Here is a 22,881-nt window from a genome sequence, read left to right on the forward strand (position 1 = left end):
AGGTAAACAGCGTTGATTTATTTGAAACAGGCGCGCCGGTTATTCATCGGCCCGGATCCGGAAACCTGTTTTTGTTTTCTCTATTTTAAGATGGTTTAATAATACAAGTGTATTCAGAAACTGTTCTATTGTTTCTGACGATGGCCGGTACATACCGGTAAAACGCATATCCTTTACCTCTGATCCCTTAAAGTCGATCTTTAAATGATACAGTTGCTCAATTTTTTTAAAGACCTCCGCCATGGGTTCGTTATCCAGCTCCAGTACAGCGGTGTTCGGCCCTGTAAAAAGGTCGGTGTCCACCCGCTCATTCCGGGGTTTGTCACCAAACCGTTGTACCCTGTTGGAAAAATCACTATTGTTAAACAACAATTCCTGGCCGGGAACCAAAAATACCGCTTCAATCTTTTGGGCAATATGCGGCTCTTTTTTTATAACCACTTTTCCTTCCAAAAGCCGGACACTCGTAAAAAGGGAATCTTTATTTTCAATACTGAAAACCGTTCCCAGTGCTGTAACATTGATATTACGGGTGTGTACACAAAAGGGTTTTGATTGGTCTTTTGCCACGGAAAAAGAAGCATTCCCGGATAAGGCCACATCTCTCCGCTCACTAAACACTGAGTCATACTCCAGGACACTACCCCCAGCCAGCGCCACCTGCGAGCCATCCGGAAGCTTTATATTCTTGACAACAAAAGAGGTATTAGCAACCTGCAGACAGGTCATTGCCACGGGTTCCTGCACCAAAGGCTGCTCCTTTTGCAACATCTGAAAATATGCCAGGCCCGCCAGCAACACCAGCACGGCAGCTGCTGCGCTCCATTGCAGGTAACGGGTACGCCGGCGCATTTTCCGCAGCAGGTACCGCCGCATCCGCTCTGAAGCACCCGCAGGTATGGTGTCCCCGGCCTGAAACTGTTCCCAGCTCTGCTCCGTCATGTAAGGCGCAAGCACTTCCGGGTGCTTCACCAGCCACGCTCTTATAGCGGCCTCCTGCTCCTGCGAACAGTCGCCTGCAAAAAAACGTTGTAATAATTCCGGAGACATTTCCATACATCCTTATTCGCGCAAACAAAAAAAATCCCCTACAACAACAAGCATTTTTTTAAAAAAATACCGACAGGTTTTTCTTCAGCCGGCGAACGGCCCTTGTAATATGTGTTTCAACAGTTTTGGCAGAAATGGAAAGCAGGGCTGCCGTCTCCTTATGAGAAAGGTCGTTGATACGGGTCTGTGTCAGCACCTGCTGCTGCATCACCGGCAGATCATGGATGTTTTTCATTACCCGGTTCAGATCATCCTTCATTTCAATAGCGGTGATGACCGAAGTTTGTTCAGTAACCGATTCAGGATGCGGAAGCCGTACCACTTCGCGCACCCGGTCCTTACGCAACAGGTCTATCAGGGTACATTTGGCCACCCGGAACAATTGGGTAGACAGGCTGTATTCTGTGGATAATTTTTTCCGCTGTTCCCATATTTTAATAAAGCTCAGCTGCACTGTTTCTTCGGCCAGCCACGCTGAGCGGGTATACATATGGATATACTGGTACAGACGTGCGTGGTACAAGTCGTAAAACTCATGAAAAGAGTCCTGGTCCCCTTCCCTGATTCTCTGAAGCATCGCAAGCATATACCCCCTGGTAGTAGACATTAAAATTACAGCAATATATTTATAACAAAGCCCGTGATAGTTCGGCATTTCCGGAACAAAAGCCATTGTATCAAAAAGCGCACACCGCTTCGGTAAGCCAATATCGTACCGAAAACTTTATGAAGATAGCACTTTTGGAAACATCCTGCTCTGCCTGCCATACCTGCACTTAAAATATAACAATCTCGTAATCCCGCCTCTATTTTTCGCTTTTTACCTGCCACCGGTGTGAATGCAACACCGCACTCCTTGCAGCAGCATCCCCCTCCCAAACCGGCCCCGGCTCCTCGCCCTCCTGCAGCGCACGCGTATATTATTTTTCCTGTTCCCCGGGGGAAATAACCAACAAAGTCCTAACTTGGCACCCGCTTGATTGCAATTAAATACCATATAATATGAAGCAATACTTACTGGCCATTATGCTTATCTGCAGCAGTTTTTATTATGCAGCCGCACAGCAGCTTAAAGTAGCCACATTCAATATCCGGATGGAAACCAGTGCGGACCAGGGCAATCTCTGGAAAGACAGGGCCACACCGGTAGCGAATCTTATCCGCTACCACGACTTTGATATATTCGGAACCCAGGAAGGTTTTAAAAATCAGCTGGACGATATCAGTGAACGCCTGCCCGGTTATGCACGCTATGGCAAGGGCCGCGATGATGGAGGCGATAAAGGCGAACATTCTGCGGTCTTCTATAAAAAAGACCGGTTCACACTTTTAAGATCCGGTGATTTCTGGTTGTCCGAAACGCCCGGCAAACCCGGAAAAGGATGGGATGCAAAATGCTGCAACCGGATCTGTTCCTGGGTATACTTAAAAGATAAAAAAACAGGAAAAAAATGCTACTTCTTCAGTGTCCATTTTGATCACGAGGGAAAAGTAGCCCGGGTAGAAAGCGCCAGGCTGATGCTGAAAATGATCCGTGATATTGCAAAAAATGAAAATACCGTCCTTGTTGGCGACTTCAATGGCGACCGGAACTCTGAATGGTACCAGTTGCTGGCAAATTCAGGCATCCTGAGAGATACCTACCGGGATGTAAAGGTGCCTTATGAAAATAACGGCTCCTTTAATGCATTCGGAAAAGCGCTGGAACGCAGTGAGGTCATTGATCATATTTTTATTACCCCAAAAGGAAAGGCCATAAAATGGGGTATCCTGACGGATACTTACAAAGGAAAATTCCCATCGGACCATTTCCCCGTTGAAGCGCTCATTCAATTTTAAGATCTCCATAATTGCACAAACGGCAACCGGTTGCAGCCGTTCACAAAAGCCCGGAAAATACCCCTCCATACCAAAACAGGATCCAGGCATTCAGAGAGTCGATCTAAAAAATACCCCAAATGGGGTATTTCTGACATATTAATAAAAAATATCTTTGAACTGCAAAATTTTAACCGCTTGAACATGAGTGACGCTGCTGATGATCATAACCGGGATATCTCCCGGGTATTCTATACCGTTTCAGACAAAAAAAACGGGGCCGGGAGCTTATCGGAAGTCATTAAGGCAGAACTCACAGGTAATGAGAACATTCTCGGGATCAAGTTAGAGATCATCCGTCAAAACACTCCTTCCAAAAGAAAGAAGATCTCCCTGTCTATAAAATTAGACCGGGAGGATGTTTTTGAATATGTAAAAACGATCGATTTCTATCTGAAAAACAAGAAAATGCTCTCCAGATACAAAACGAGCATTGAACAGCTGAGCCCCCGTGAAAAAGAGATCTGCCTGCTGCTTTCCAAAGGGCATTCCAGTGCGGAAATCGGTGAGCGCCTGTTTATTTCGACCGATACCGTCAGAACACACAGGAAAAATATTTTTAGAAAGCTGGAATGCAATAGTGTAAAAGAACTCATCTTTTACTCCATGCTCCTGTAAGCCCCGGGAAACCGGTTGCGCCACGCTGCCACCCCAATACGGTTCCATCTTTAAAAATACCCCGGTTGGGGTATTGTGGAGGTAGGGAAAGTAGTAGATATTTGTGTTCTGAATTTACAACCAGAAAGAAATTGACAGGTACAATGCAACCTAAACCTGCTTATGACAGTTCCAGTAATAAAGACAGTCATATCAGTTTAGTTATATAGCTCAACAGGTTGTTGAGCGTCCGGGCCGGTAAAAGGCGCTCATCGGGTACTTGCTATAGGAACCGGCGCCCCGGGTACTGCGGCAATCGAAACTATTGAACATTTGTAAAAGCAGGCGCAAGTTCTTACATAAAGGAAGCCGGGCTGGTCAATGCCGGCAGGCATTTTTGAAAACCGGCGTGAGGCCGTTATTATTAAAACAATACATTAAGATATTTTACGGAGATGTTTTAGACACTCCTTAATAAAGGATCGAGGTTTACATTGAAAGCAAAAAAACGCCCATCTTAACTTTTGTATAAGTGGTGTTTATTTTGAAGGCTGTCCTATTCTTAGGGCAGCTCTTTCTTTTATATATGTATCCTGCGCCCCTGCACTGAAACGATACATCTAACTAACTGGCGGCGCACAGCAGCCCCGGCACTCCCTGCAGCCAAAACCAGCCACAAAGCAACCCATAATAAAAAAGTGATCCATTCATCCGGGGCCACCTCCGCCATGGATTTGCCGATTTATGTATATTTGATACCCATAAACAACAGGTTTTGCATGGCAAAAAGGTTATTCATATAAACACGGACACATGAAATATTTACCACTGGATCCCCGGATCTTTATTAAAAACAGGAAGCGGTTCACCGACAAAATGGAGCATAGATCCATTGCAGTATTTTTAGCAAATGATGAAGTACCCGAAAACGGCGACGCCCTTTACCGGTATAAACCCAACAGCAGTTTGTTTTGGCTTTCCGGTGTACAACAGGAAGACTCGATGGTAATTTTGTACCCGGACAACCCGGATCCAAAATACCGCGAGGTATTGGTATTGGTGCGTCCCAATGAGTTAAAAGAAAAATGGGACGGAAAACGCCTGCGTGCCGGGGAAGCCACCGGGATCAGCGGTATCAAAACCATTGTATGGCTGGACACATTGCCGGCCCTGCTTACCTCCTGGATCCATGCCGCCGAAACGATCTACCTGGACACCAATGAAAATGACCGCAAAAGTTCCTGGATCGAAACACGGCAATACCGTTATATAAAAGAGCTAAAGGAAAAATTTCCGCTGCACCAGTACAAACGGGCAGCTCCGGTGCTGAAAGAACTGCGTGCTATAAAAACGCCGGAAGAAGTAGCGGTTATTAAAAAGGCCATCGCCATTACTGAAAAAACCTTCCGACGTTTACTACAGTTCATCAAACCCGGCATATGGGAATTTGAGATCGAAGCGGAGATCCTGCATTCCTTCCTCAGTAACCGTGCTACAAGGGAAGGCTATGGCAGTATCATTGCCAGTGGCGACCGCGCCCGTACCCTGCACTATGTAAGCAACAACCAGCAATGCCTGGACGGCGAGCTGATCCTGATGGACTTTGGTGCAGAATACGGTGGCTATAATGCCGATCTTACCCGCACCATTCCCGTGAACGGGCGTTTTACCAAGCGTCAGAAAGAGGTTTACAATGCCTGCTTACACCTGCATCGCTATGCGGCATCTATCTTAAAACCGGGTATCACCATTATTGACTATCATGAAAAGGTGGGTAATGAGGCCACCAAGGAATTTATAAAGCTGGGGCTGCTCACCAGGGCAGATATCAAAAACGAAGACCCCGAAAACCGGGCCTACCGGAAATATCTTTACCACGGCATCAGCCATCACCTGGGTATTGATGTGCACGACCTCGGTCCGTTTCGTTCTCCATTAAAGGCAGGAATGGTCCTCACCATTGAGCCCGGCATCTATATAGAGGATGAACAACTGGGCATCCGGATCGAAAACAATTTCCAGCTTACGCGCAACGGCAACGTCGACCTGATGAAGACCATGCCGATCGAAGCGGACGAAATAGAACGCCTGATGAACAGTTAGATATTGTAATAACCTTGTATACAAAAACAGCGGCCGGGATGTACCGGCCGCTGTTTTTATGGGTGCCCCTTTTAAAAGGGCTACTTTGCAGTAACGTAATCCAACTTTTACCAGGCGAGGCCCGGGAAATAATGCTTTATTAAATACACCCTCACAGGGCATCCTTGAAAGATGCAGGTACGGTTTCACATACACAGCTTGTCATTTTTTTGTCACCAAATTAACCGTGATGCGTTAACTTTGCCAGCAATTTATTCACCTTCTATAAGAAAATATGAACTGGTCGCAATTTTTCACTTCTTCTGTTGGCAAGAAAATTACCATGGCGCTGTCGGGAATCTTTTTAATCCTGTTCCTGATTATACATGCAGGGCTCAATGCCTGTATCTGGGCAAACGATGGTGGCGTAATGTTCAACAAGGCAGCCCATTTCATGGGAGCCAATGTAGTACCCCGCGTACTGGAGATCGGCCTCTTCTTATTTATCCTGCTGCATATCATCCAGGGCCTTGTGCTGGAGGTACAGAACCGCAGCAAACGGGGTATCGGTTATGCCGTAAAAATGGGCAACCGGGGCAGTGCCTGGAACAGCCGGGCCATGGGCATCCTGGGCGCGCTGATCCTGATCTTTTTGGTGATCCATATCAGTGATTTCTGGATACCCAGCCGTTTTGGCGGCCTGGAGCCCATGTTCATTGACAATGCTACCGGCCAGATCGTACCCGAAGGCACTCCCGGTGCAAAGGAATACCACGACCTGTATGGAGAAATGAGACACCAGTTTACCGCATACCCCTGGATCATCATTATATATGAGCTGGGCGTAATTGCCCTTTTCTGGCACCTTATTCATGGGTTCCAGAGCTCCTTCCGCACAATGGGTCTTACCAATCATAAATACATCGGTCTCGTTAAAGGTACCGGCGTGGCATATTCTGTGATCATCTGCCTGGCATTTATGCTAATGCCTTTAAGCTTTTATTTCGGGTGGATCCAGTAACCCCTTTAGTGAATGGTCAATGATCAGGTGCATATCGCAGCGGATCATCAAAGACAAAACTTCAAACAAGAAACTATAAACGAGAAACGTTTTACATATGCTTGATTCAAAAATACCAGCCGGAAAATTAGAAGATAAATGGACGGATTATAAGGGCCACTGTAAACTGGTAAACCCCGCCAATAAACGGAAACTGGAAGTGATCGTAATAGGAACAGGGCTTGCGGGAGCATCTGCTGCTGCTGCTCTTGGAGAGCAAGGATACCAGGTAAAGGCCTTTTGCTTCCAGGATTCGCCCCGCCGGGCACACTCCATTGCTGCCCAGGGAGGGATCAACGCTGCAAAGAACTACCAGAACGACGGAGACTCGGTTTTCCGTCTTTTTTATGATACCATCAAAGGAGGCGACTACCGTGCGCGCGAGGCCAATGTGCACCGGCTGGCAGAGGTAAGTGTAAACATTATCGACCAGTGCGTGGCACAGGGGGTTCCCTTTGCGCGTGAATATGGCGGCTTACTCAACAACCGTTCCTTTGGAGGGGTGCAGGTAAAACGTACGTTTTATGCTGCCGGACAAACCGGTCAGCAATTACTGATCGGCGCATACCAGGCGTTAGAGCGCCAGGTAGCCCTGGGCAATGTAAAAATGTACAACCGCCATGAAATGCAGGACATCGTGATGATCGACGGCAAGGCCCGCGGAATTATTGCCCGAAACCTGATCAGCGGACAGCTGGAGCGCTTTTTCGGGCACGCCGTGGTACTGGCTTCCGGCGGCTATGGAAACGTATTTTATCTTTCCACCAACGCCATGGGCAGCAATGTTACCGCGGCATGGCGGGCGCATAAAAAGGGGGCGCACTTTGCCAACCCCTGCTTTACACAGATCCACCCCACCTGTATCCCGGTTTCCGGCGATCATCAGAGCAAGCTTACACTGATGTCGGAATCCCTCCGCAACGACGGAAGGATATGGGTTCCTAAAAAACAAAATGATACACGTAAAGCCAACGATATACCCGAAGAAGAAAGGGACTATTACCTGGAAAGAAGGTATCCCGCTTTCGGGAACCTGGTACCAAGGGACGTGGCCTCCCGTGCAGCAAAGGAGCGCTGTGATGCCGGCTACGGCGTAGGGACCACCAAACAGGCCGTGTACCTGGATTTTAAATACAACCTCATTAATAAATACGGAAAGGCAGAAGCCAACAAGCATGGCATCCAGAACCCGGATACAGAAACACTGGTACGCCTGGGTAAGGAAGTGGTGAAAGAGGAATATGGTAACCTGTTCGACATGTATGAGAAGATCACAGGCGAAAATCCTTATGAGGTTCCCATGCGCATCTATCCTGCTGTGCACTACACGATGGGCGGTCTTTGGGTAGACTATGACCTGATGACCTCTGTAAAGGGAATGTTCTGCCTGGGCGAAGCCAACTTCAGCGATCATGGCGCCAACCGTTTAGGCGCCTCTGCACTGATGCAGGGCCTGGCCGATGGTTATTTTGTGATCCCTTACACGCTGGGCAATTACCTGGCAGATGAGATCTCTGTAAAACCCATTCCCACCACAGACCGTGCGTTTGTAGAAGCCGAGGCGAAGGTAAATGAGCGGATCAACCGGCTGATGAGCATCCAGGGTACGCAAACCGTGGAAAGCTTCCATAAACGCCTGGGTAAGATCATGTGGGAAAAATGTGGTATGGCACGTAATGAGCAGGGGCTTAAAGAGGCCATTCAGGAAATAAGGGCCCTGAGAGAGGATTTTTGGAAAAATGTACGGATCCCCGGCGGCATTTATGAAATGAACCCGGAACTGGACAAAGCCAACCGTGTAGCCGACTTCCTGGAACTGGGCGAACTGATGTGTATGGATGCACTGGAGCGTAATGAAAGCTGTGGCGGTCATTTCAGGGAAGAAAGCCAGACCCCGGACGGAGAGGCCCTGCGTCATGACGACCAGTACATGTATGTTTCTGCCTGGAAGCTGAACGGCGAAAATTCCTGGGAACTGGAAAAAGAACCGTTGAACTATGAGGTGATCAAACCTACACAACGAAACTATAAATAATCACTGGATGGGCAACCGGTTTTTGAAATACCTCCCGGGATTACTACCCCTGCTGGTTTGCTTAACGGCCCCTGCCCAGTCAAAAGTTCTTTCTCAAATACCGGAATACGGTAAAAGTCTGGCAGATTTTATCCCTGCGCAGTATGATACGCTGGCGGTGGTTTACGGAGATCTGAACAAAGATGGCAAAGACGACGCTGCTTTAGCATTGCATCATGTTAAGGAAGATGCATATGAAATGGATGCAGAACCCACCCGCCTGCTGCTTGTATTGTTTAAAGACAACACAGGATACCGGGTGGCCGGAAAATCTGCAACAGCGCTCATGTGCCGGCATTGCGGCGGTATCTATGGCGATCCGTACGCGTCTATCGACATTCAAAAAGGCGTATTATCGGTTGCCCATTACGGGGGCAGCAACTGGCGCTGGAGCATCGAAGAAAAATTCAGGTACCAGTCCAGGGCCTTTGTACTGATCGGCACCACAACCGACAGCTATTTCTCGGGCAGTGACTGTGCCGGCGAAGGGGTTGGGGATGCCGGCAGGAAATTTAAAGATACCAACTGGATCACGGGCGAACAGCACGTCATTGAGCGAAAGGATGACTGCAGCCTGGTGAAAGACAAGAGACAAAAAATAAATAAAGGGCCGCTGGTAAAGCTTGAGGCTTATAAACGCTGATATAAACAAAAGAAGTATGGAACATTACAATATGAACCTGACGTTGAAGGTATGGAAACAAAAAAACGCTGAAACCGGCGGAAAGTTCGAGACCTACAAAGTATCCAATATTTCATCGGAAATGTCGTTCCTGGAAATGTTTGATGTATTGAACGAGCAACTGATCCGCGAAGGAAAAGAGCCCATCGCTTTTGATCATGACTGTCGCGAAGGGATCTGCGGTATGTGCTCCATGTACATCAATGGCCGGCCGCATGGCCCCTGGCACGGGACCACTACCTGTCAGCTGCACATGCGCGCCTTTAAAGATGGGGATACCATTGTGGTAGAACCCTGGAGGGCGAAGGCCTTCCCGGTGGTAAAAGACCTGATCGTTGACCGCAGTGCGTTCGACCGCATCATCCAGGCCGGTGGCTATATCTCTGTAAATACAGGGAACGCCCAGGATGGTAATGCCATTCCTATTCCGAAAGAAAATGCGGATAAAGCCTTTGCTGCCGCAGCCTGTATCGGTTGCGGGGCCTGTGTAGCAGCCTGTAAGAATTCATCTGCATTATTGTTCCTTTCTGCCAAAGTATCGCACCTGGCCCTGTTACCACAGGGAGAAGCAGAAAAAAAGGATCGTGCATTGAATATGATCGCGCAGATGGACAAAGAAGGATTCGGGTCCTGTACCAATACCGGTGCCTGCGAAGCCGTTTGCCCGAAAGAGATCGAGATCACGAATATCGCCCGCCTCAACCGGGAATACCTGACCGCTGGACTGGCTTCCGATACCAAAAAACATTAAGTGTCTAAACGCTCCGATATTTAAGCCCCTGTTAACAGCAGGGGCTTTTTTTATGGTTTATTTTAGCCGCACACATCAAAACAAACCATCATGCATACTGCAAAACAACAACTCGGGCATCCGGTCTTCCTGCTATCGGTTCTGCTGCTGCTGTTGAACGATTGGTTCCTAAAACCCGTTTTCCACAATGAGCTTACGGGTAAGCTTTCTGATTTTGCCGGGCTGTTTGCATTTCCCTTTTTTCTCAGCGTCCTCTTGCCGGCACAGAAAAAAACGGTCCATATTCTTACCGCTTTGCTGTTTGTATGGTGGAAATCGGATTGGTCGCAGCCCTTTATTGATGCACTCAACAATTGTTATATTCCCGTGGGACGCGTGGTAGACTATACAGATTATATTGCGCTTATCAGTATTGCCGGTTCTGCGTTTGTTTTACAAAACAGGAGGGCATACCGGCTCAATAAAATAGCCTTCAACAGTATCCTGATCATCAGTTCTTTCGCCTTTGCGGCCGATCAGATGGCAACAGAGCAATACGCGCTCAATAAGGAATACACTTTTGACTGCTCCGGCAAGCAGCTAATTGCCGCCTTCAACACGTTGCAGTTACATTACGCAAAACGCTTTAAAAGCAGTTTGAGCTTTGATGCCGAAAAAAATATTTTCTATTTCAGGGATACAAAAGATACAGTGGCCTATTTACTGGATCATACAAAAGTAAAGGATGGCGACACACTGACCTACCAGACGAAATTTTTCAAAATGATTTTTACCGGAAATCAGCAGCAATCAAAACTACGGCTGATCAATGTTACGCTTTATTCCTCCCCGCCGCCATTGCCCTGGTACCCTTCTTCAAAAAAGGCGATAAAGGCATTTGAGCGGAAGGTGGTCAGGAAACTAAGAAAATATACACGGAACAAATACTAATACCGCATCCTTGGAAAGGATAATCTTTTCTGTACCACGATGATCCTTGTAATAACGATAAGGGCAATCACAATAAATTTGCTGATGTCCGTATTTATCTCAAAATACAGCAGTAACAGGTACACCACGCCGCCAAAGATGCAGACCGTGGCGTAGATCTCCCTCCGGAAGATCAGCGGAATAGTATTCAAAAGGATATCCCGGGTGATGCCGCCAAAGCAGCCGGTAATAGTACCCAGGGCTATACAGATACCCGGGTTCAGCCCAAAGTTGATGCCCTTTTGCAATCCTACCACAGTAAACAAACCCAGCCCCAGGCTGTCAAATAAAAAGAGGGTCACCTTTAATTTCCGTATATAGGTCTTAAAGATAATGGCAGCGACGGATGTGACCAGGATCACCAGGCATACCTGAACATCCCGCATCCAGGCTACCGGGGTATCGCCGATCAGCAGGTCGCGGATGGTTCCCCCGCCAACCGATGTTACAAAAGCAATAATAAGCACGCCAAATACATCCAGCTTTCGCTGCATCGCAGAAAAGGTTCCGGATATAGCAAAAGCAATGGTTCCCAGTATTTCAATTATTTCGGAGGTGTTGGAGAACATATCTTCTGAATCACATTTCTAACGTCTGCGACCTGGTTGTTAAAAGCTGACAACTGGCAAGAAGCCTCACCAGTTATTCCCCTGTTCTTCGTTCATCCGTTCGGATACATCCTCCGGCTTCGTTTGCCGCCAGTAAGGATCATATTTAACAAACCAGGAAAGCCATAAACTACGGGAAAAACGCATCAGCCAGGGCTGCAGGCAAATCAGTGCGACCGAATTAAAAATAAGCCAGTAAATAAACCGGTTATCAGACGCTGAAAAGCCAATGATGAGCCACCACAAAACAGCACTGAAGACGGTCAGCATTACTGCAATAAAATAGCTGACATATCCCGTGCCGTAATAAAACCCCACTTCAATTTCCGTTGGCTGACCGCATACCGGGCAATATTTGTTCATCTTCAGCACTCCTTTAAACCGCAGGCCAAAGGGTTTTTCAAATAACTTCCCCTCTCTGCACCGCGGACAATAGCAGCCCACAATAGTAGCCAGGTAACCCCTGCTGCTCTCTTCCGGTTTCATAACTAACCTTTTTAAGTACAAAGGTACAACTATCAGTTTTGAGAATCGGGAGATGTGCATCAGGATACGGGAAACGGAATGCAAAACAGATCCGTATATGCGACGCATAAAATGGGGCCAACGTAGCACATTAAACGCCTCCCTGAAACTTCCTAAAGCGCTTCCAGCACTTTTTCCATCTGTGTACTCCGGCTTCCTTTTACCAGCAGCAGGGCATGTTCGGGCTTATACGCGCTCAGCCATTCCGCAGCCTGTACCGATGATTCAAAATAATGAAACAGGTCTTTATAAGGTTCAAATGGCTTTCCTACAAGTAATACGCCACTCCAGGAATGCTGACCGATCAACTCTACAATATGTTGATGTTCGGCCGCTGTTGCGGCTCCCATTTCAGCCATCGCACCCAGCACCAGGATCTTTTTATCACCCTCCATTTTAGCCAGGTTCCCGATCGCCAGTTTCATACTGCTGGGGTTGGCATTGTAGGCATCCAGGATGATCCTGTTGGTTCCTTTTTCCAAAAGCTGGCTGCGACTATTAGAAGGAATATACCCTTCAATAGCCCCCTTGATCTTTTCTGCGGGAACATTGAAATGTATCCCGGCAGTAATGGCCGCCAGTACGTTGGGCAGGTTATAATCACCAACCAGCCGCGTGCTGATCTGCATTACAAACGGCCGCACCAGTTCCGCAGCAAGAAAGCCATTCCGCTCAACAGCATCTCCCACAACATCGGCTTCCGCTGTCCCATAACGGATAATATGGGCAATGCCCCGGCTCATATCCCGGAGATAATCGTAATCCCACATCACCAATGCGGTTCCATCACCGCGCTCCCTTAAAAAATCATACAGCTCCCCCTTTCCTTTTTTAACCCCTTCAATACTGCCAAACCCCTCCAGGTGGGCCTTGCCGGCATTGGTAATAAGGCCATGGGTAGGCCGGGCAATCGTGCAGTAACTTTTGATCTCCTCCAGGTGGTTGGCGCCCATTTCGATCACAGCCAGCTGTGCATCATTTTTTATCTTCAGCAGCGTGAGCGGTACCCCTATATGGTTATTCAGGTTGCCCTCTGTGGTATAGGTTTTATAGGTAGTACTCAGTACCGCATGCACCAGCTCTTTAGTGGTGGTCTTCCCGTTGCTGCCGGTTATTGCCAAAACCGGAAACGAGAACCGGGCGCGATGCCAGGCCGCCAGCTGCTGCAACGCCTGTAATACATCCGGTACCAATATGGTTTTACCGGCAATTTCGTATGCGGCTTCATCGATGATCACTTTTGCAGCACCCGCGTCAATGGCCTGCTGTGCAAACCGGTTACCGTTAAAGTTGGGGCCCTTCAGCGCAAAAAAAAGTTCTCCTTCCTTTATTTTACGTGTATCGGTTTGTACCTCCGGGTGCTCCAGGTATACCTGGTATAAAGCTTCCATATTCATCAAACAAAAATAAGAAAACGCCAACGGGTTAGTAAGCCGGAAAAACAATTATTTTTATTTCATAAATACCATCCTCAATGTATTTTTTACGAAAAACATTCCTGCTACTCATTATTCTGAGTAAATATATGCCCTCGTATACCCAGGTAAAAACCCCTGAAGACTTTGGCTACCGTTATATAAAAACCCGTTTCAATGGGGATCCGGTCGATCTGTTGATTCAATCAAAAAAAGGGGAAGAAACAATAAAGAAACCGTTATTCCTGTTCTTCCAGGGAAGCCAGCCCCAGCCACTGATCAAAACAGATGGCAATAATACCTATGGAGTATTCCCCTTCAACCCGGATAGTCTTGCCGAATATTGTCACCTGGCCATTATTGGAAAACCTTACATACCGGTTATTGCCGATAAAAAAGACCTCGGAGAAAATATGATGTACCTGGATAGTGCGGGTAATATTCCCCTAAAATATGCTGAAAGGAATTTACTCAGCTACTATACAAAAAGAGCCAATGCCGTTATCCGCTACCTGCAATCCCAAAGCTTTATTGACACAAAAACCCTGATTGTGGCAGGCCATTCCGAAGGCAGCACCATCGCAGCGGGGGTAGCCTTTACCAACAAAAAAGTCACCTGCCTGATCTATTCCGGAGGAAATCCGATGGGAAGAATGATGAGCATGATTGGCCCTGCCCGCTTTTTTGAAAAAGATACGGCTTCCCTGACAGACGATCTCTTTCAACGCTGGGAGCAGGTCAACGCTGAACCGGAAAAAATAAACTATGGTAAAGGCGACACCAACAAGTCGCTGGCTGAGTTTTCAGTGTCAATGCTTCCCCGTTTGCTGGCCCTCAACATTCCGGTTTTAGTATCTTATGGGAGTAAAGACTGGTGTGCCCCCTTTAATGATTACTTTCACACCGAATGCATCCGTTTAAAAAAGAGGAATATTGTATTTAATACTTATATTGGCACCGGGCACAATTATTTTCCGGTTAATGCCACAGGAAACATCAACTATGAGGTATTTAACTGGGATAAAGTAGCGGATGATTGGCTCAAATGGTTAAAAAAACAAGAACATGTCATTCAGAATCGGATCCGGAATTGATTTTCACCAGTTTGCAGAGGGGCGCGATCTTTGGATCGGCGGCATTAAAATACCTCATCATAAGGGGGCACTGGGGCACAGCGATGCCGATGTATTGCTGCATGCCATCTGCGATGCTTTGTTAGGCGCCCTGAGCCTGGGAGATATCGGGGTGCATTTTCCCAATAATGATCCCCGGTATAAGGATATCGACAGCAAGATCCTGTTAAAAGAAACGGCACAGCTCATTTCAGAAAAAGGATATGGGGTGGTGAATGTAGATAGTACACTTTGCCTGCAGGAACCCAAAATAAAAAAATTCGTACCCGCCATGCAGCAAACAATCGCTGAAATACTTAAAGTAACCACCTCCGATATTTCTATAAAAGCGACTACCACGGAGGAAATGGGCGCCATCGGCCGCGAAGAAGGGCTGATGGCCATGGCCACCGTTTTGCTGCAAAAAATACCATTCAAAGCAGATGCCCCGATCCCATAAATATTGCCTTTAGCAATTCCTGGAGAGGGCCTTTGCATAAATGTTAAAGTAATATAATTTTCGTACGAAGCGTTTATCTTTGTCACAATGGCAGTTGAAATAAAGATCATCAATCAGTCATCCAATCCGTTACCCGGTTATGCTACAACCGGCGCCTCCGGTATGGATGTAAGAGCTCATTTAGAAGCCCCTGTTACCCTACAGCCCCTGGAAAGAGTATTGATCCCCACCGGAATTTTTATGGAAATTCCCGGGGGGTATGAAGTGCAGGTCCGGCCCCGCAGCGGGCTGGCAGTTAAGCAGGGTCTTACCTGCCTGAACACCCCGGGCACCATTGATGCCGATTACCGGGGCGAGGTAAAAGTTATCCTGATCAATCTTTCCAATGAGGAGCAGGTCATTCAGCAGGGTGACCGTATCGCACAGCTTGTTGTACAAAAAGTAGAAAAAGCGGAATGGGTGGAAACAGCGGTACTGGGAGAAACCCTCCGTGCAGCGGGAGGATTTGGCCATACCGGCAAACAATAACAGCTTTAACAATATCCGATACACAGGGCAGCTGCGCTTTTTAAGATCAGCTGCCGGGCAGTTTTTTCTTAAAAAAAACACAGCATGAAACACATTACTTTGTTTTTGTCAGCAGCCCTGATTCTTGCTTCCTGCAACTCAGCAAAAAAAGCACAGCGTACGCCGACCACCCCGGCAGCCGACAGTTCCGTAAAAACAGAAACAGCATCTACAGATGATTCCGGGGACAAAAAGGATGTTACCACACCGGAAACGATCTCCACTGTCCTGGAAAAGCTTAACCATATTGACTATACCACGTTTTCCGGGAAAGCAGCAGTGATGTATAAGGCCAAAGGGGATACCAAGAACTTTGATATAAAGCTGCAGATCCATAAGGACAGTCTCATCTGGGCATCAGTAATCGGCCCGCTTGGCATCGAAGTGGCCCGGGGAATCATTACAGAAGATTCCGTCCGGATAATTAATAAGCTCAATAAACAATATATTGCTTCCAGCTACGTTTATTTACAGGAACAACTGGGACTGCCGCTTGATTTGGGTACCCTGCAGGACCTCCTGGTGGGAAACCCGGTTTTTATCGACAAAACCAACAGCAGCTATACCAAACTGGCGGATACCCTCCAGGTGACCAGCCGCACAAGATTTTTCAGGAACCTGCTCAATGTTATGTTGCCCGGCTATTTACCAGCAACGAGCAGGCTGGAAGACGCAGATGCCGGCAGAAACCGCACAGCGGAATTGACTTACGGAACATATGAGAAGACAAACAATGCGCAGTTCCCAAGATCAAGAACAATAAATGTAAAATATAAAACGGAGATAGAAATCCATTTAGACTATAAATCATTCACCTTTAATGAAGCGTTAAATACGCCATTCTCGGTGCCGAAGGGCTACAAAACAAAGAAGTAACCCTGTTAAAAATTGGAGTGCTTATGTTTATGATAAGAAATTGGCTATGGTTGGGCTTTATACTTTTGAGCGGGACCGGATTTGCCCAGGATGATGCAAAAACCACTTTAAGAAAAGAGCGGGCACAGATCCTTAATGAAGTTAACGAGATCCAGCGGGCCTATAACAGTACACATACGGTTTCGAAAGAAGCAATGGTGCAGCTGACCACGCTTAACCGGAAAATAGAAGGGCAGGAACGTTATATCATCAGTATGTCGCGGCAACCAGGCTTTTTCAACCTCGAAGAGGTGCAGGACAACGACCGGGAGATCAGCCGTATTAAAAAAACTATCGGAACATTAAGAGATCTTTATTATCACCCCGCCCCGCCCCCGGAGACCAAGGCCCCGGTAGAGCAGCCGGCAGAACCCGCACCTCAGCGGCAATACCCCGTACTTCCTCCCCAGCACCATAATGCATTCCCTGTAAGCAGCGCTGCCTTAACCGGTGATTTTGGGCTCTACCGGGGCCAGATCCCCTATCCCTTGGATAAAGGCAGCATTATACAGGGTTTTGGCCGGTTTAAGATTGAAGGAGCCGGGCCCGATATTGTAGGCGACAACCCGGGCTATACCTTCTCCGCTCCGGTAAATACACCCGTAAAAGCCGTTTTTGAAGGAGATGTGATCAGTGTTTCCAAACTCAGCGGAAACTTTTACGTAGTGATCCGTCATGGAAGGTATGTGACCGCCTATAGCAACCTGGCCGGGGCCTCGGTTGTAAAAGGATCAAAAGTAAAAACCGGGCAGGTGATCGGTACCGTAGGGCGTGATGACGAAACCGGCTACGGGAAACTGGATTTTATCCTGATGCTGGATGATAAGAACCTGGATCCCAAAGCCTGGTTCCTTCCCATTCCCCAGCAATAGCAGCATTGCCCGATAAAGAAAAAGCAGGTCACAGGACCTGCTTTTTTATGCGCTTACCGGAACCCCTCTCCTAGATGATCAGCAATGCATCGCCGTAGCTGAAGAAACGGTACTTATCTTTAATCGCCTTTTTATAGGCTTCAATGGTCAGTTCGTAACCGGCAAAGGCGCTGGTCATGATCATCAGGCTGGTTTTAGGTAGGTGAAAATTGGTCACCAGCGCATTGGCAATATTGAAGTCATAAGGCGGATGGATGAACATGTTCGTCCACCCTTCGGAAGGCTTCAGCAGCTTCTGAGCGGTAAAGGAAGACTCCATCGCCCGCATGGTAGTAGTACCAATGGAACAGATACGATGGTTCGTTTCCTTGGCCTTATTTACTACACGGCAGGCCGTATCATCGATATGATAATACTCCGCATCCATCTTATGTTTACTCAGATCTTCCACTTCAATCGGGCGAAACGTACCCAACCCGGTGTGTAATGTCACCTCGGCAAAGCGGATCCCTTTGATTTCCAGGCGCTTGATCAGCTCACGGCTGAAATGCAGGCCTGCAGTAGGGGCTGCAACCGCACCTTCATGTTTGGCATAAACGGTCTGATAACGCTCTTTATCCTCATCATCCGGCTTCCGCTTAATGTATTTGGGCAACGGGGTTTCGCCCAGAGCTTCCAGCTGGGCCTTAAACGCGTCCTCTGATCCTTCCCACAGGAAACGGATGGTACGCCCGCGGCTGGTGGTATTGTCGATCACCTCGGCTACCAACTCTTCATTTTCCCCGAAATATAACTTATTACCTACCCGGATCTTGCGGGCAGGATCTACAATCACATCCCAGAGGCGGTTCTGTTTATTTAATTCTCTTAAGAGGAACACTTCAATTTTGGCACCGGTTTTTTCCTTACGGCCATACATGCGGGCAGGAAAAACCTTGGTATTGTTTACCACGAAAACATCCTTATCATCAAAGTAATCCAGGATATCGCGGAAGTTTTTGTTCTCCATCTGCCCTGTCTGACGGTGTACCACCATCATGCGGGCATCTTCTCTTTTCTTCGTAGGATGTTGTGCAATAAGGTTAAGAGGCAGGTCAAATTGAAATTGTGAAAGCTTCATTCTTTTGTTTAACGGTTTTAAATGTCAATACCCGAAAACAAGCGAAGCCCGGGGGAGGAAGTTTTGAACAAACTGGAAACCAGTATGTTTTATGCTTTCGATCCCCGGTCTTACGGCACCGGTTTTCGATTTGTGCGTGCAAAGGTAACACTCTTGCAGTAATTTCCGGTTTATTTTTTCCAACCCGATAGGTCTTAAAGACCTAACAGGTATTATCACCGGGGAAATGCGCTTTTTCATAGTTCCGGATATAACGTATAAGTGCCTCCCGGCTGCCAAACCAATCCAGTAGTTCGTTTCGTAATAACAACGTTGGCTCTTCGGACAATAAACTATTATATGCAGAATAGGGGTAACTGCCTGAGGTTACAGAAAGATGATGCCGGACCGGGTTGGTAAGAATATATCCGATGATGGTTGTATAGTAGGAATGATCTGTTATTTTCTTTCGTCTAAAACGCTTCTGAAACAAACTTCCCGTTCTGCCATATTTTTTATTGAATGCCTTAGCGTAGGCATTAAACATATTGGAAAATTTTTTCGCCAATTTATTTCCAGCCGGAGAAAACTCTTTGATCCTTACCAGGAAATGAAAATGATTCGGCAGCAGGCAGTAACAAAACAAATCAATATCCCTGGCTAAATATCTTTCCCAAAGCAATAGGAAATACGCAAAATTATCCGGCTCCCTGAAAATATTTTCTTTGTTATTTCCCCGGTTATAAATGTGATAATACACTCCGGGGGATAAAGGCTGGTATATATCCCTGTTATCCATTGGTGTTAAACATTAGGTGAATATAAAGGTACAAAAAAAATCGTTCTTTTGCATACCCGACCTGTCAGGTCTTAAAGACCTGACAGGTCGGGTGTAATTCCCTTCGGAATAGAAGCAATCAGCTTTTGGGTATAAGCACTTTGAGGGTGCTCATAAATTTCATCTGCCGGCCCGCTCTCCTCTATTTTCCCCTTGTTCATCACAATGATCCGGTCGCTGAAATAGCGTACTACCGAAAGGTCATGACTGATAAATACAATGGTAAAGCCAAATTCTTTTTTGAGATCATTCAGCAGGTTGAGCACCTGGGCCTGTACGCTTACATCCAAAGCGGATACCGATTCATCGCAGATAATAAAAGAAGGATTCAATGCCAGGGCCCTTGCAATAACGATGCGCTGCCGCTGCCCTCCGCTGAATTCGTGCGGGTAGCGGTGATAGTGTTCCGGCAGCAGGCCTACTTTTTCCAGCAGGGTCTCTACTCTTTTTTTGCGGGCTGCCGCATCCGGCTCTATCCGGTGCACTTTCAGTGGCTCTTCAATGGCTGGGCCTATCTTTTTCCGGGGGTTTAATGAAGAATAGGGATCCTGGAAAATGATCTGCAACTTCTTGCGCAGGCCGCGTAATTCCTCCTTTTTAAATAAACCCATATCCTGCCCCCGGTAAATGATCTTACCGGACGTTGAAGGAATCAGCTGTAGCAGGGCACGTCCCAGCGTCGTTTTACCACAGCCGCTCTCTCCCACCAGCCCCAGTGTTTCATTTTCGAAGATCTCAAAACTCACAGCATCGACTGCCTTTGTATAGCCAAGCGGCTTCCCCAGCCAGTTCCTTTCTTTGGGATACCAAACAGAGAGTTGCTCCACACTTACCAGGCAGCAGGCGCCGGCATTAAAAGGTTCCGGTGCGGTTACGGTCACCGCAGCAGGCGCCGGCGGCTGCATTGCTGCCGCATCAGTAAAATCGCTGACCACCGGTAACCGGGTTCCTTTTTTATGATTCACGGGCCGGCAGGCCAACAAGGCCTTTGTGTAGGGATGCTGGGGATAACTGAACAACTGTCTCACCGTTCCTTCCTCCACTATGCCCCCCCTGTATAGTACTACTGCCCGGTCGGCAATTTCTGCCACTACTCCCAGGTCGTGCGTAATAAAGATCACCCCCATACCCGTTTCCTGCTGTAGTTCCCTGATCAGCTGCAATACGGTTTTTTGCACCGTTACATCTAATGCAGTAGTAGGCTCATCGCAAATCAGGAGCCGGGGCTTGCAGCACATTGCCATGGCAATCATCACCCGCTGCTTTTGTCCTCCGCTAAGCTGGTGCGGATAACGGTTATACAGGGCCGGGGGGTCCGGTAACTGCACGCGCTCAAACCAACGGATCGCCAGCGCTTTTGCCGCTTCCTTTGTTACACGGGTATGCACCCGGATGGCTTCAGCCACCTGGTTGCCGCAGGTATATACCGGGTTCAGTGAACTCATCGGCTCCTGGAAGATCATTGAGATCGCGTTGCCCCGTATGGTCTGCATTGCCTCCCGGCTTTGTTCCAGCAGGCTGATACTGGCGCCGTCTTCTGTATAATAACAGATAGCGCCCCCCACATATTTTACCGGGGGGGAGGGGATCAGTTGTAATACGGACAATGAAGTTACCGACTTGCCCGATCCGGACTCTCCTACCAGCGCCACGATCTCATTCGCATGTACTGTTACCGAAATATCTTTCAGCGCATGGTTCACTACACCATCAGAAATAAAATCTGCGCACAAATCCCGGATCTCCAACAATGGTTGCTGCATTCTTTTGCTACTTTAATGAATCATTTATACACCCGCTAATTTAGCACCGGTCCGGCAACCATCATTGCCGAGACTGGTCCGGCATAAAAATGTATTTTTTTGAATCCCCTCCAGATCGGTGCCGGATACCCGCTGATGGTCCCATCCTTCAGCCCTCCGCGCTATCTGCGGACACCCCAGCCCTCCCGTCCTGTTGCGAAATCCATGAAGTCCTGTTACAATAAATGCTGCCCTGCAATAAATAAGAGCTGCCCGGGCCAAAGAAGCAAAATACTATATCTATAAAAGCGCCCCCATCCCCGGTCATTTTGCCGGAAGCCGGTGACGATTCTGACAGCGTCATCATCACTCTAAAAGACAGCCAATCCCGCCTTACTGGACCACCTTAATATTCAGCTTCCTTTCCGGCGTGGGATAGTAGGCCATACAAACCGCACACTGCGGGTCTTTTTTAGCCGGTACTATTTCAAAATAAAAAACATCTCCTTCCTTAATACCGGAAGGAAAGTCGCAGGGATTGCTGATACCAAAAGCCTTCCAGTAGGTCTTATTGGTTTGGGGATTGGTCCATGTAGCCGCCACCAGCAGGGGATCTATTCTTCCTTCAATAACGGAGAAGGTATAGTTAGAGCACATACCGGCCACTTCAAACCGGGCTTTATAACGGGTGCCTCCGCCCTTTGTTGCTTTAGAGGAGCAGGCTGTTATTGCGGAAAACACCGCCGCCGCAATAACCAGCGTAAATAAACCTATTTTCATGTATGATGATTTTAAAATCTCAGGTGCCGTACCGTTTGACCGTTATTGATCAGTTGTTTCAGCGAATCAATACCAATCTTCAAATGATTTTCCACATACTTAGCCGTCACTTTCCGATCGCTTTCCGCTGTTTTCACCCCATCGGGTATCATGGGCTGATCACTCACCAGCAGCAGGGCGCCGGTTGGTATCTTATTAAAAAAGCCGACCGTAAAAATAGTAGCCGTCTCCATGTCCACCGCATAGGCCCGTATCCGCTGCAGGTAGGTCTTAAACTCCTCATCATGTTCCCATACCCTCCGGTTGGTGGTGTACACAGTTCCGGTCCAGTAGTCGGTCTTGGCTTCCCTTATGGTGGTACTCACTGCTTTCTGCAATGCAAAAGCCGGCAGGGCGGGCACTTCATGTGGAAAATAATCATCTGAGGTACCTTCCCCCCGAATTGCGGCAATGGGTAAAATAAGATCGCCTACATTATTGCGCTTCTTAAGCCCCCCGCATTTGCCCAAAAACAATACCGCCTTGGGAGCAATAGCGGTAAGCAGGTCCATGATCGTAGCCGCTGTGGGGCTTCCCATTCCAAAATTGATAATGGTAATATCCCCTGCTGTAGCACATTGCATTGGTTTATCCAGTCCTACCACCTCCACATTATTCCAGTCTGCGAACAGCTTTACATAATTGCCAAAATTGGTCAGCAGGATGTATTCCCCAAAATTTTTGAGGCTTTCGCCTGTGTACCGGGGCAGCCAGTTCTTTACGATCTCATTCTTTGTTTTCATCCCTGTTGTTTTAACGATTCATC

The 22,881-nt window shown here is 47.6% G+C and carries 23 protein-coding genes; 13 read left to right on the forward strand and 10 right to left on the reverse strand.

All coding sequences use genetic code 11. From position 1 onward, the window contains the following. Positions 1-39: 39 nt before the first annotated feature. Together BLS44_RS13290 and BLS44_RS13295 are read right to left on the reverse strand one after the other, a co-directional pair. Positions 40-1,056, reverse strand: coding sequence for a FecR family protein (locus tag BLS44_RS13290; protein WP_090390564.1), 1,017 nt, complete (start codon positions 1,054-1,056; stop codon positions 40-42). Between the two features lie 52 nt (positions 1,057-1,108). Further along, a complete protein-coding gene (locus BLS44_RS13295) occupies positions 1,109-1,627 on the reverse strand; it encodes an RNA polymerase sigma factor (protein ID WP_090390624.1) in 519 nt (172 codons plus the stop codon). Between the two features lie 425 nt (positions 1,628-2,052). Here BLS44_RS13295 and BLS44_RS13300 point away from each other — a divergent pair, with 425 nt between their 5' ends. The 8 genes from BLS44_RS13300 (at position 2,053) to BLS44_RS13335 (ending at position 11,104) form a co-directional block, all read left to right on the forward strand. Continuing rightward, positions 2,053-2,889, forward strand: a complete 837-nt coding sequence (locus BLS44_RS13300) for an endonuclease/exonuclease/phosphatase family protein (protein ID WP_090390565.1) — start codon at positions 2,053-2,055, stop codon at positions 2,887-2,889. Between the two features lie 183 nt (positions 2,890-3,072). After that, positions 3,073-3,546 carry a helix-turn-helix transcriptional regulator gene (locus BLS44_RS13305; RefSeq protein WP_090390625.1) on the forward strand — a complete coding sequence of 158 codons (474 nt, stop codon included), beginning with the start codon at positions 3,073-3,075 and terminating at the stop codon, positions 3,544-3,546. A gap of 792 nt (positions 3,547-4,338) precedes the next feature. Further along, positions 4,339-5,628 carry an aminopeptidase P family protein gene (locus BLS44_RS13310; protein WP_090390566.1) on the forward strand — a complete coding sequence of 430 codons (1,290 nt, stop codon included), beginning with the start codon at positions 4,339-4,341 and terminating at the stop codon, positions 5,626-5,628. A 274-nt stretch (positions 5,629-5,902) separates the two neighbouring features. After that, on the forward strand, positions 5,903-6,628 hold the full coding sequence (locus BLS44_RS13315; protein WP_090390567.1) for a succinate dehydrogenase cytochrome b subunit: 726 nt from the start codon (positions 5,903-5,905) through the stop codon (positions 6,626-6,628). A gap of 97 nt (positions 6,629-6,725) precedes the next feature. Then, the gene (locus tag BLS44_RS13320; protein WP_090390568.1) at positions 6,726-8,702 is read left to right on the forward strand and encodes a fumarate reductase/succinate dehydrogenase flavoprotein subunit; all 1,977 of its coding nucleotides are present in this window, start codon (positions 6,726-6,728) and stop codon (positions 8,700-8,702) included. Positions 8,703-8,709: 7 nt separating this feature from the next. Further along, positions 8,710-9,384 carry a hypothetical protein gene (locus BLS44_RS13325; RefSeq protein WP_090390569.1) on the forward strand — a complete coding sequence of 225 codons (675 nt, stop codon included), beginning with the start codon at positions 8,710-8,712 and terminating at the stop codon, positions 9,382-9,384. Between the two features lie 16 nt (positions 9,385-9,400). Further along, the gene (locus tag BLS44_RS13330) at positions 9,401-10,174 is read left to right on the forward strand and encodes a succinate dehydrogenase/fumarate reductase iron-sulfur subunit (RefSeq protein ID WP_090390570.1); all 774 of its coding nucleotides are present in this window, start codon (positions 9,401-9,403) and stop codon (positions 10,172-10,174) included. Between the two features lie 90 nt (positions 10,175-10,264). Further along, a complete protein-coding gene (locus BLS44_RS13335; protein ID WP_090390571.1) occupies positions 10,265-11,104 on the forward strand; it encodes a hypothetical protein in 840 nt (279 codons plus the stop codon). Here BLS44_RS13335 and BLS44_RS13340 read toward each other — a convergent pair. The 3 genes from BLS44_RS13340 to BLS44_RS13350 all read right to left on the reverse strand — a co-directional run bounded on the left by BLS44_RS13340 (position 11,101) and on the right by BLS44_RS13350 (position 13,673). Further along, the gene (locus tag BLS44_RS13340; protein WP_090390572.1) at positions 11,101-11,712 is read right to left on the reverse strand and encodes a trimeric intracellular cation channel family protein; all 612 of its coding nucleotides are present in this window, start codon (positions 11,710-11,712) and stop codon (positions 11,101-11,103) included. The genes BLS44_RS13335 and BLS44_RS13340 overlap by 4 nt on opposite strands. A gap of 66 nt (positions 11,713-11,778) precedes the next feature. Continuing rightward, entirely contained in the window at positions 11,779-12,237 is a 459-nt protein-coding gene (locus tag BLS44_RS13345) for a DUF983 domain-containing protein (RefSeq protein ID WP_090390573.1), read from the reverse strand. Positions 12,238-12,389: 152 nt separating this feature from the next. Continuing rightward, on the reverse strand, positions 12,390-13,673 hold the full coding sequence (locus BLS44_RS13350) for a UDP-N-acetylmuramoyl-tripeptide--D-alanyl-D-alanine ligase (protein WP_090390574.1): 1,284 nt from the start codon (positions 13,671-13,673) through the stop codon (positions 12,390-12,392). A 77-nt stretch (positions 13,674-13,750) separates the two neighbouring features. Between BLS44_RS13350 and BLS44_RS13355 the strand changes: the two genes are divergently transcribed. From BLS44_RS13355 to BLS44_RS13375, 5 genes are all read left to right on the forward strand, one after another. Continuing rightward, positions 13,751-14,785, forward strand: coding sequence for an alpha/beta hydrolase family protein (locus tag BLS44_RS13355; protein WP_090390575.1), 1,035 nt, complete (start codon positions 13,751-13,753; stop codon positions 14,783-14,785). Next, entirely contained in the window at positions 14,757-15,263 is a 507-nt protein-coding gene (gene ispF, locus BLS44_RS13360; RefSeq protein WP_090390576.1) for a 2-C-methyl-D-erythritol 2,4-cyclodiphosphate synthase, read from the forward strand. Before BLS44_RS13355 ends, ispF begins: the two co-directional genes overlap by 29 nt. An 87-nt stretch (positions 15,264-15,350) precedes the next feature. Beyond that, positions 15,351-15,791 carry a dUTP diphosphatase gene (dut, locus tag BLS44_RS13365; protein ID WP_090390577.1) on the forward strand — a complete coding sequence of 147 codons (441 nt, stop codon included), beginning with the start codon at positions 15,351-15,353 and terminating at the stop codon, positions 15,789-15,791. A gap of 84 nt (positions 15,792-15,875) precedes the next feature. Continuing rightward, on the forward strand, positions 15,876-16,706 hold the full coding sequence (locus tag BLS44_RS13370; protein ID WP_090390578.1) for a lipoprotein insertase outer membrane protein LolB1: 831 nt from the start codon (positions 15,876-15,878) through the stop codon (positions 16,704-16,706). Between the two features lie 23 nt (positions 16,707-16,729). After that, the gene (locus BLS44_RS13375; protein WP_090390579.1) at positions 16,730-17,617 is read left to right on the forward strand and encodes a murein hydrolase activator EnvC family protein; all 888 of its coding nucleotides are present in this window, start codon (positions 16,730-16,732) and stop codon (positions 17,615-17,617) included. A 70-nt stretch (positions 17,618-17,687) separates the two neighbouring features. Here BLS44_RS13375 and queA read toward each other — a convergent pair whose 3' ends face one another. From queA to BLS44_RS13405, 5 genes are all read right to left on the reverse strand, one after another. Then, positions 17,688-18,737, reverse strand: coding sequence for a tRNA preQ1(34) S-adenosylmethionine ribosyltransferase-isomerase QueA (gene queA, locus BLS44_RS13380; protein ID WP_090390580.1), 1,050 nt, complete (start codon positions 18,735-18,737; stop codon positions 17,688-17,690). A 202-nt stretch (positions 18,738-18,939) separates the two neighbouring features. Further along, the gene (locus tag BLS44_RS13385; protein ID WP_090390581.1) at positions 18,940-19,515 is read right to left on the reverse strand and encodes a transposase; all 576 of its coding nucleotides are present in this window, start codon (positions 19,513-19,515) and stop codon (positions 18,940-18,942) included. A gap of 71 nt (positions 19,516-19,586) precedes the next feature. Beyond that, positions 19,587-21,317, reverse strand: coding sequence for an ABC transporter ATP-binding protein (locus tag BLS44_RS13390; protein ID WP_090390582.1), 1,731 nt, complete (start codon positions 21,315-21,317; stop codon positions 19,587-19,589). A gap of 372 nt (positions 21,318-21,689) precedes the next feature. After that, entirely contained in the window at positions 21,690-22,076 is a 387-nt protein-coding gene (locus BLS44_RS13400; protein ID WP_090390584.1) for a hypothetical protein, read from the reverse strand. A gap of 11 nt (positions 22,077-22,087) precedes the next feature. Continuing rightward, positions 22,088-22,858 carry an AMP nucleosidase gene (locus tag BLS44_RS13405; RefSeq protein ID WP_090390585.1) on the reverse strand — a complete coding sequence of 257 codons (771 nt, stop codon included), beginning with the start codon at positions 22,856-22,858 and terminating at the stop codon, positions 22,088-22,090. Positions 22,859-22,881: the final 23 nt, after the last annotated feature.

It is taken from the genome of Niabella drilacis, from assembly GCF_900101395.1.
Taxonomy (GTDB): domain Bacteria; phylum Bacteroidota; class Bacteroidia; order Chitinophagales; family Chitinophagaceae; genus Niabella; species Niabella drilacis.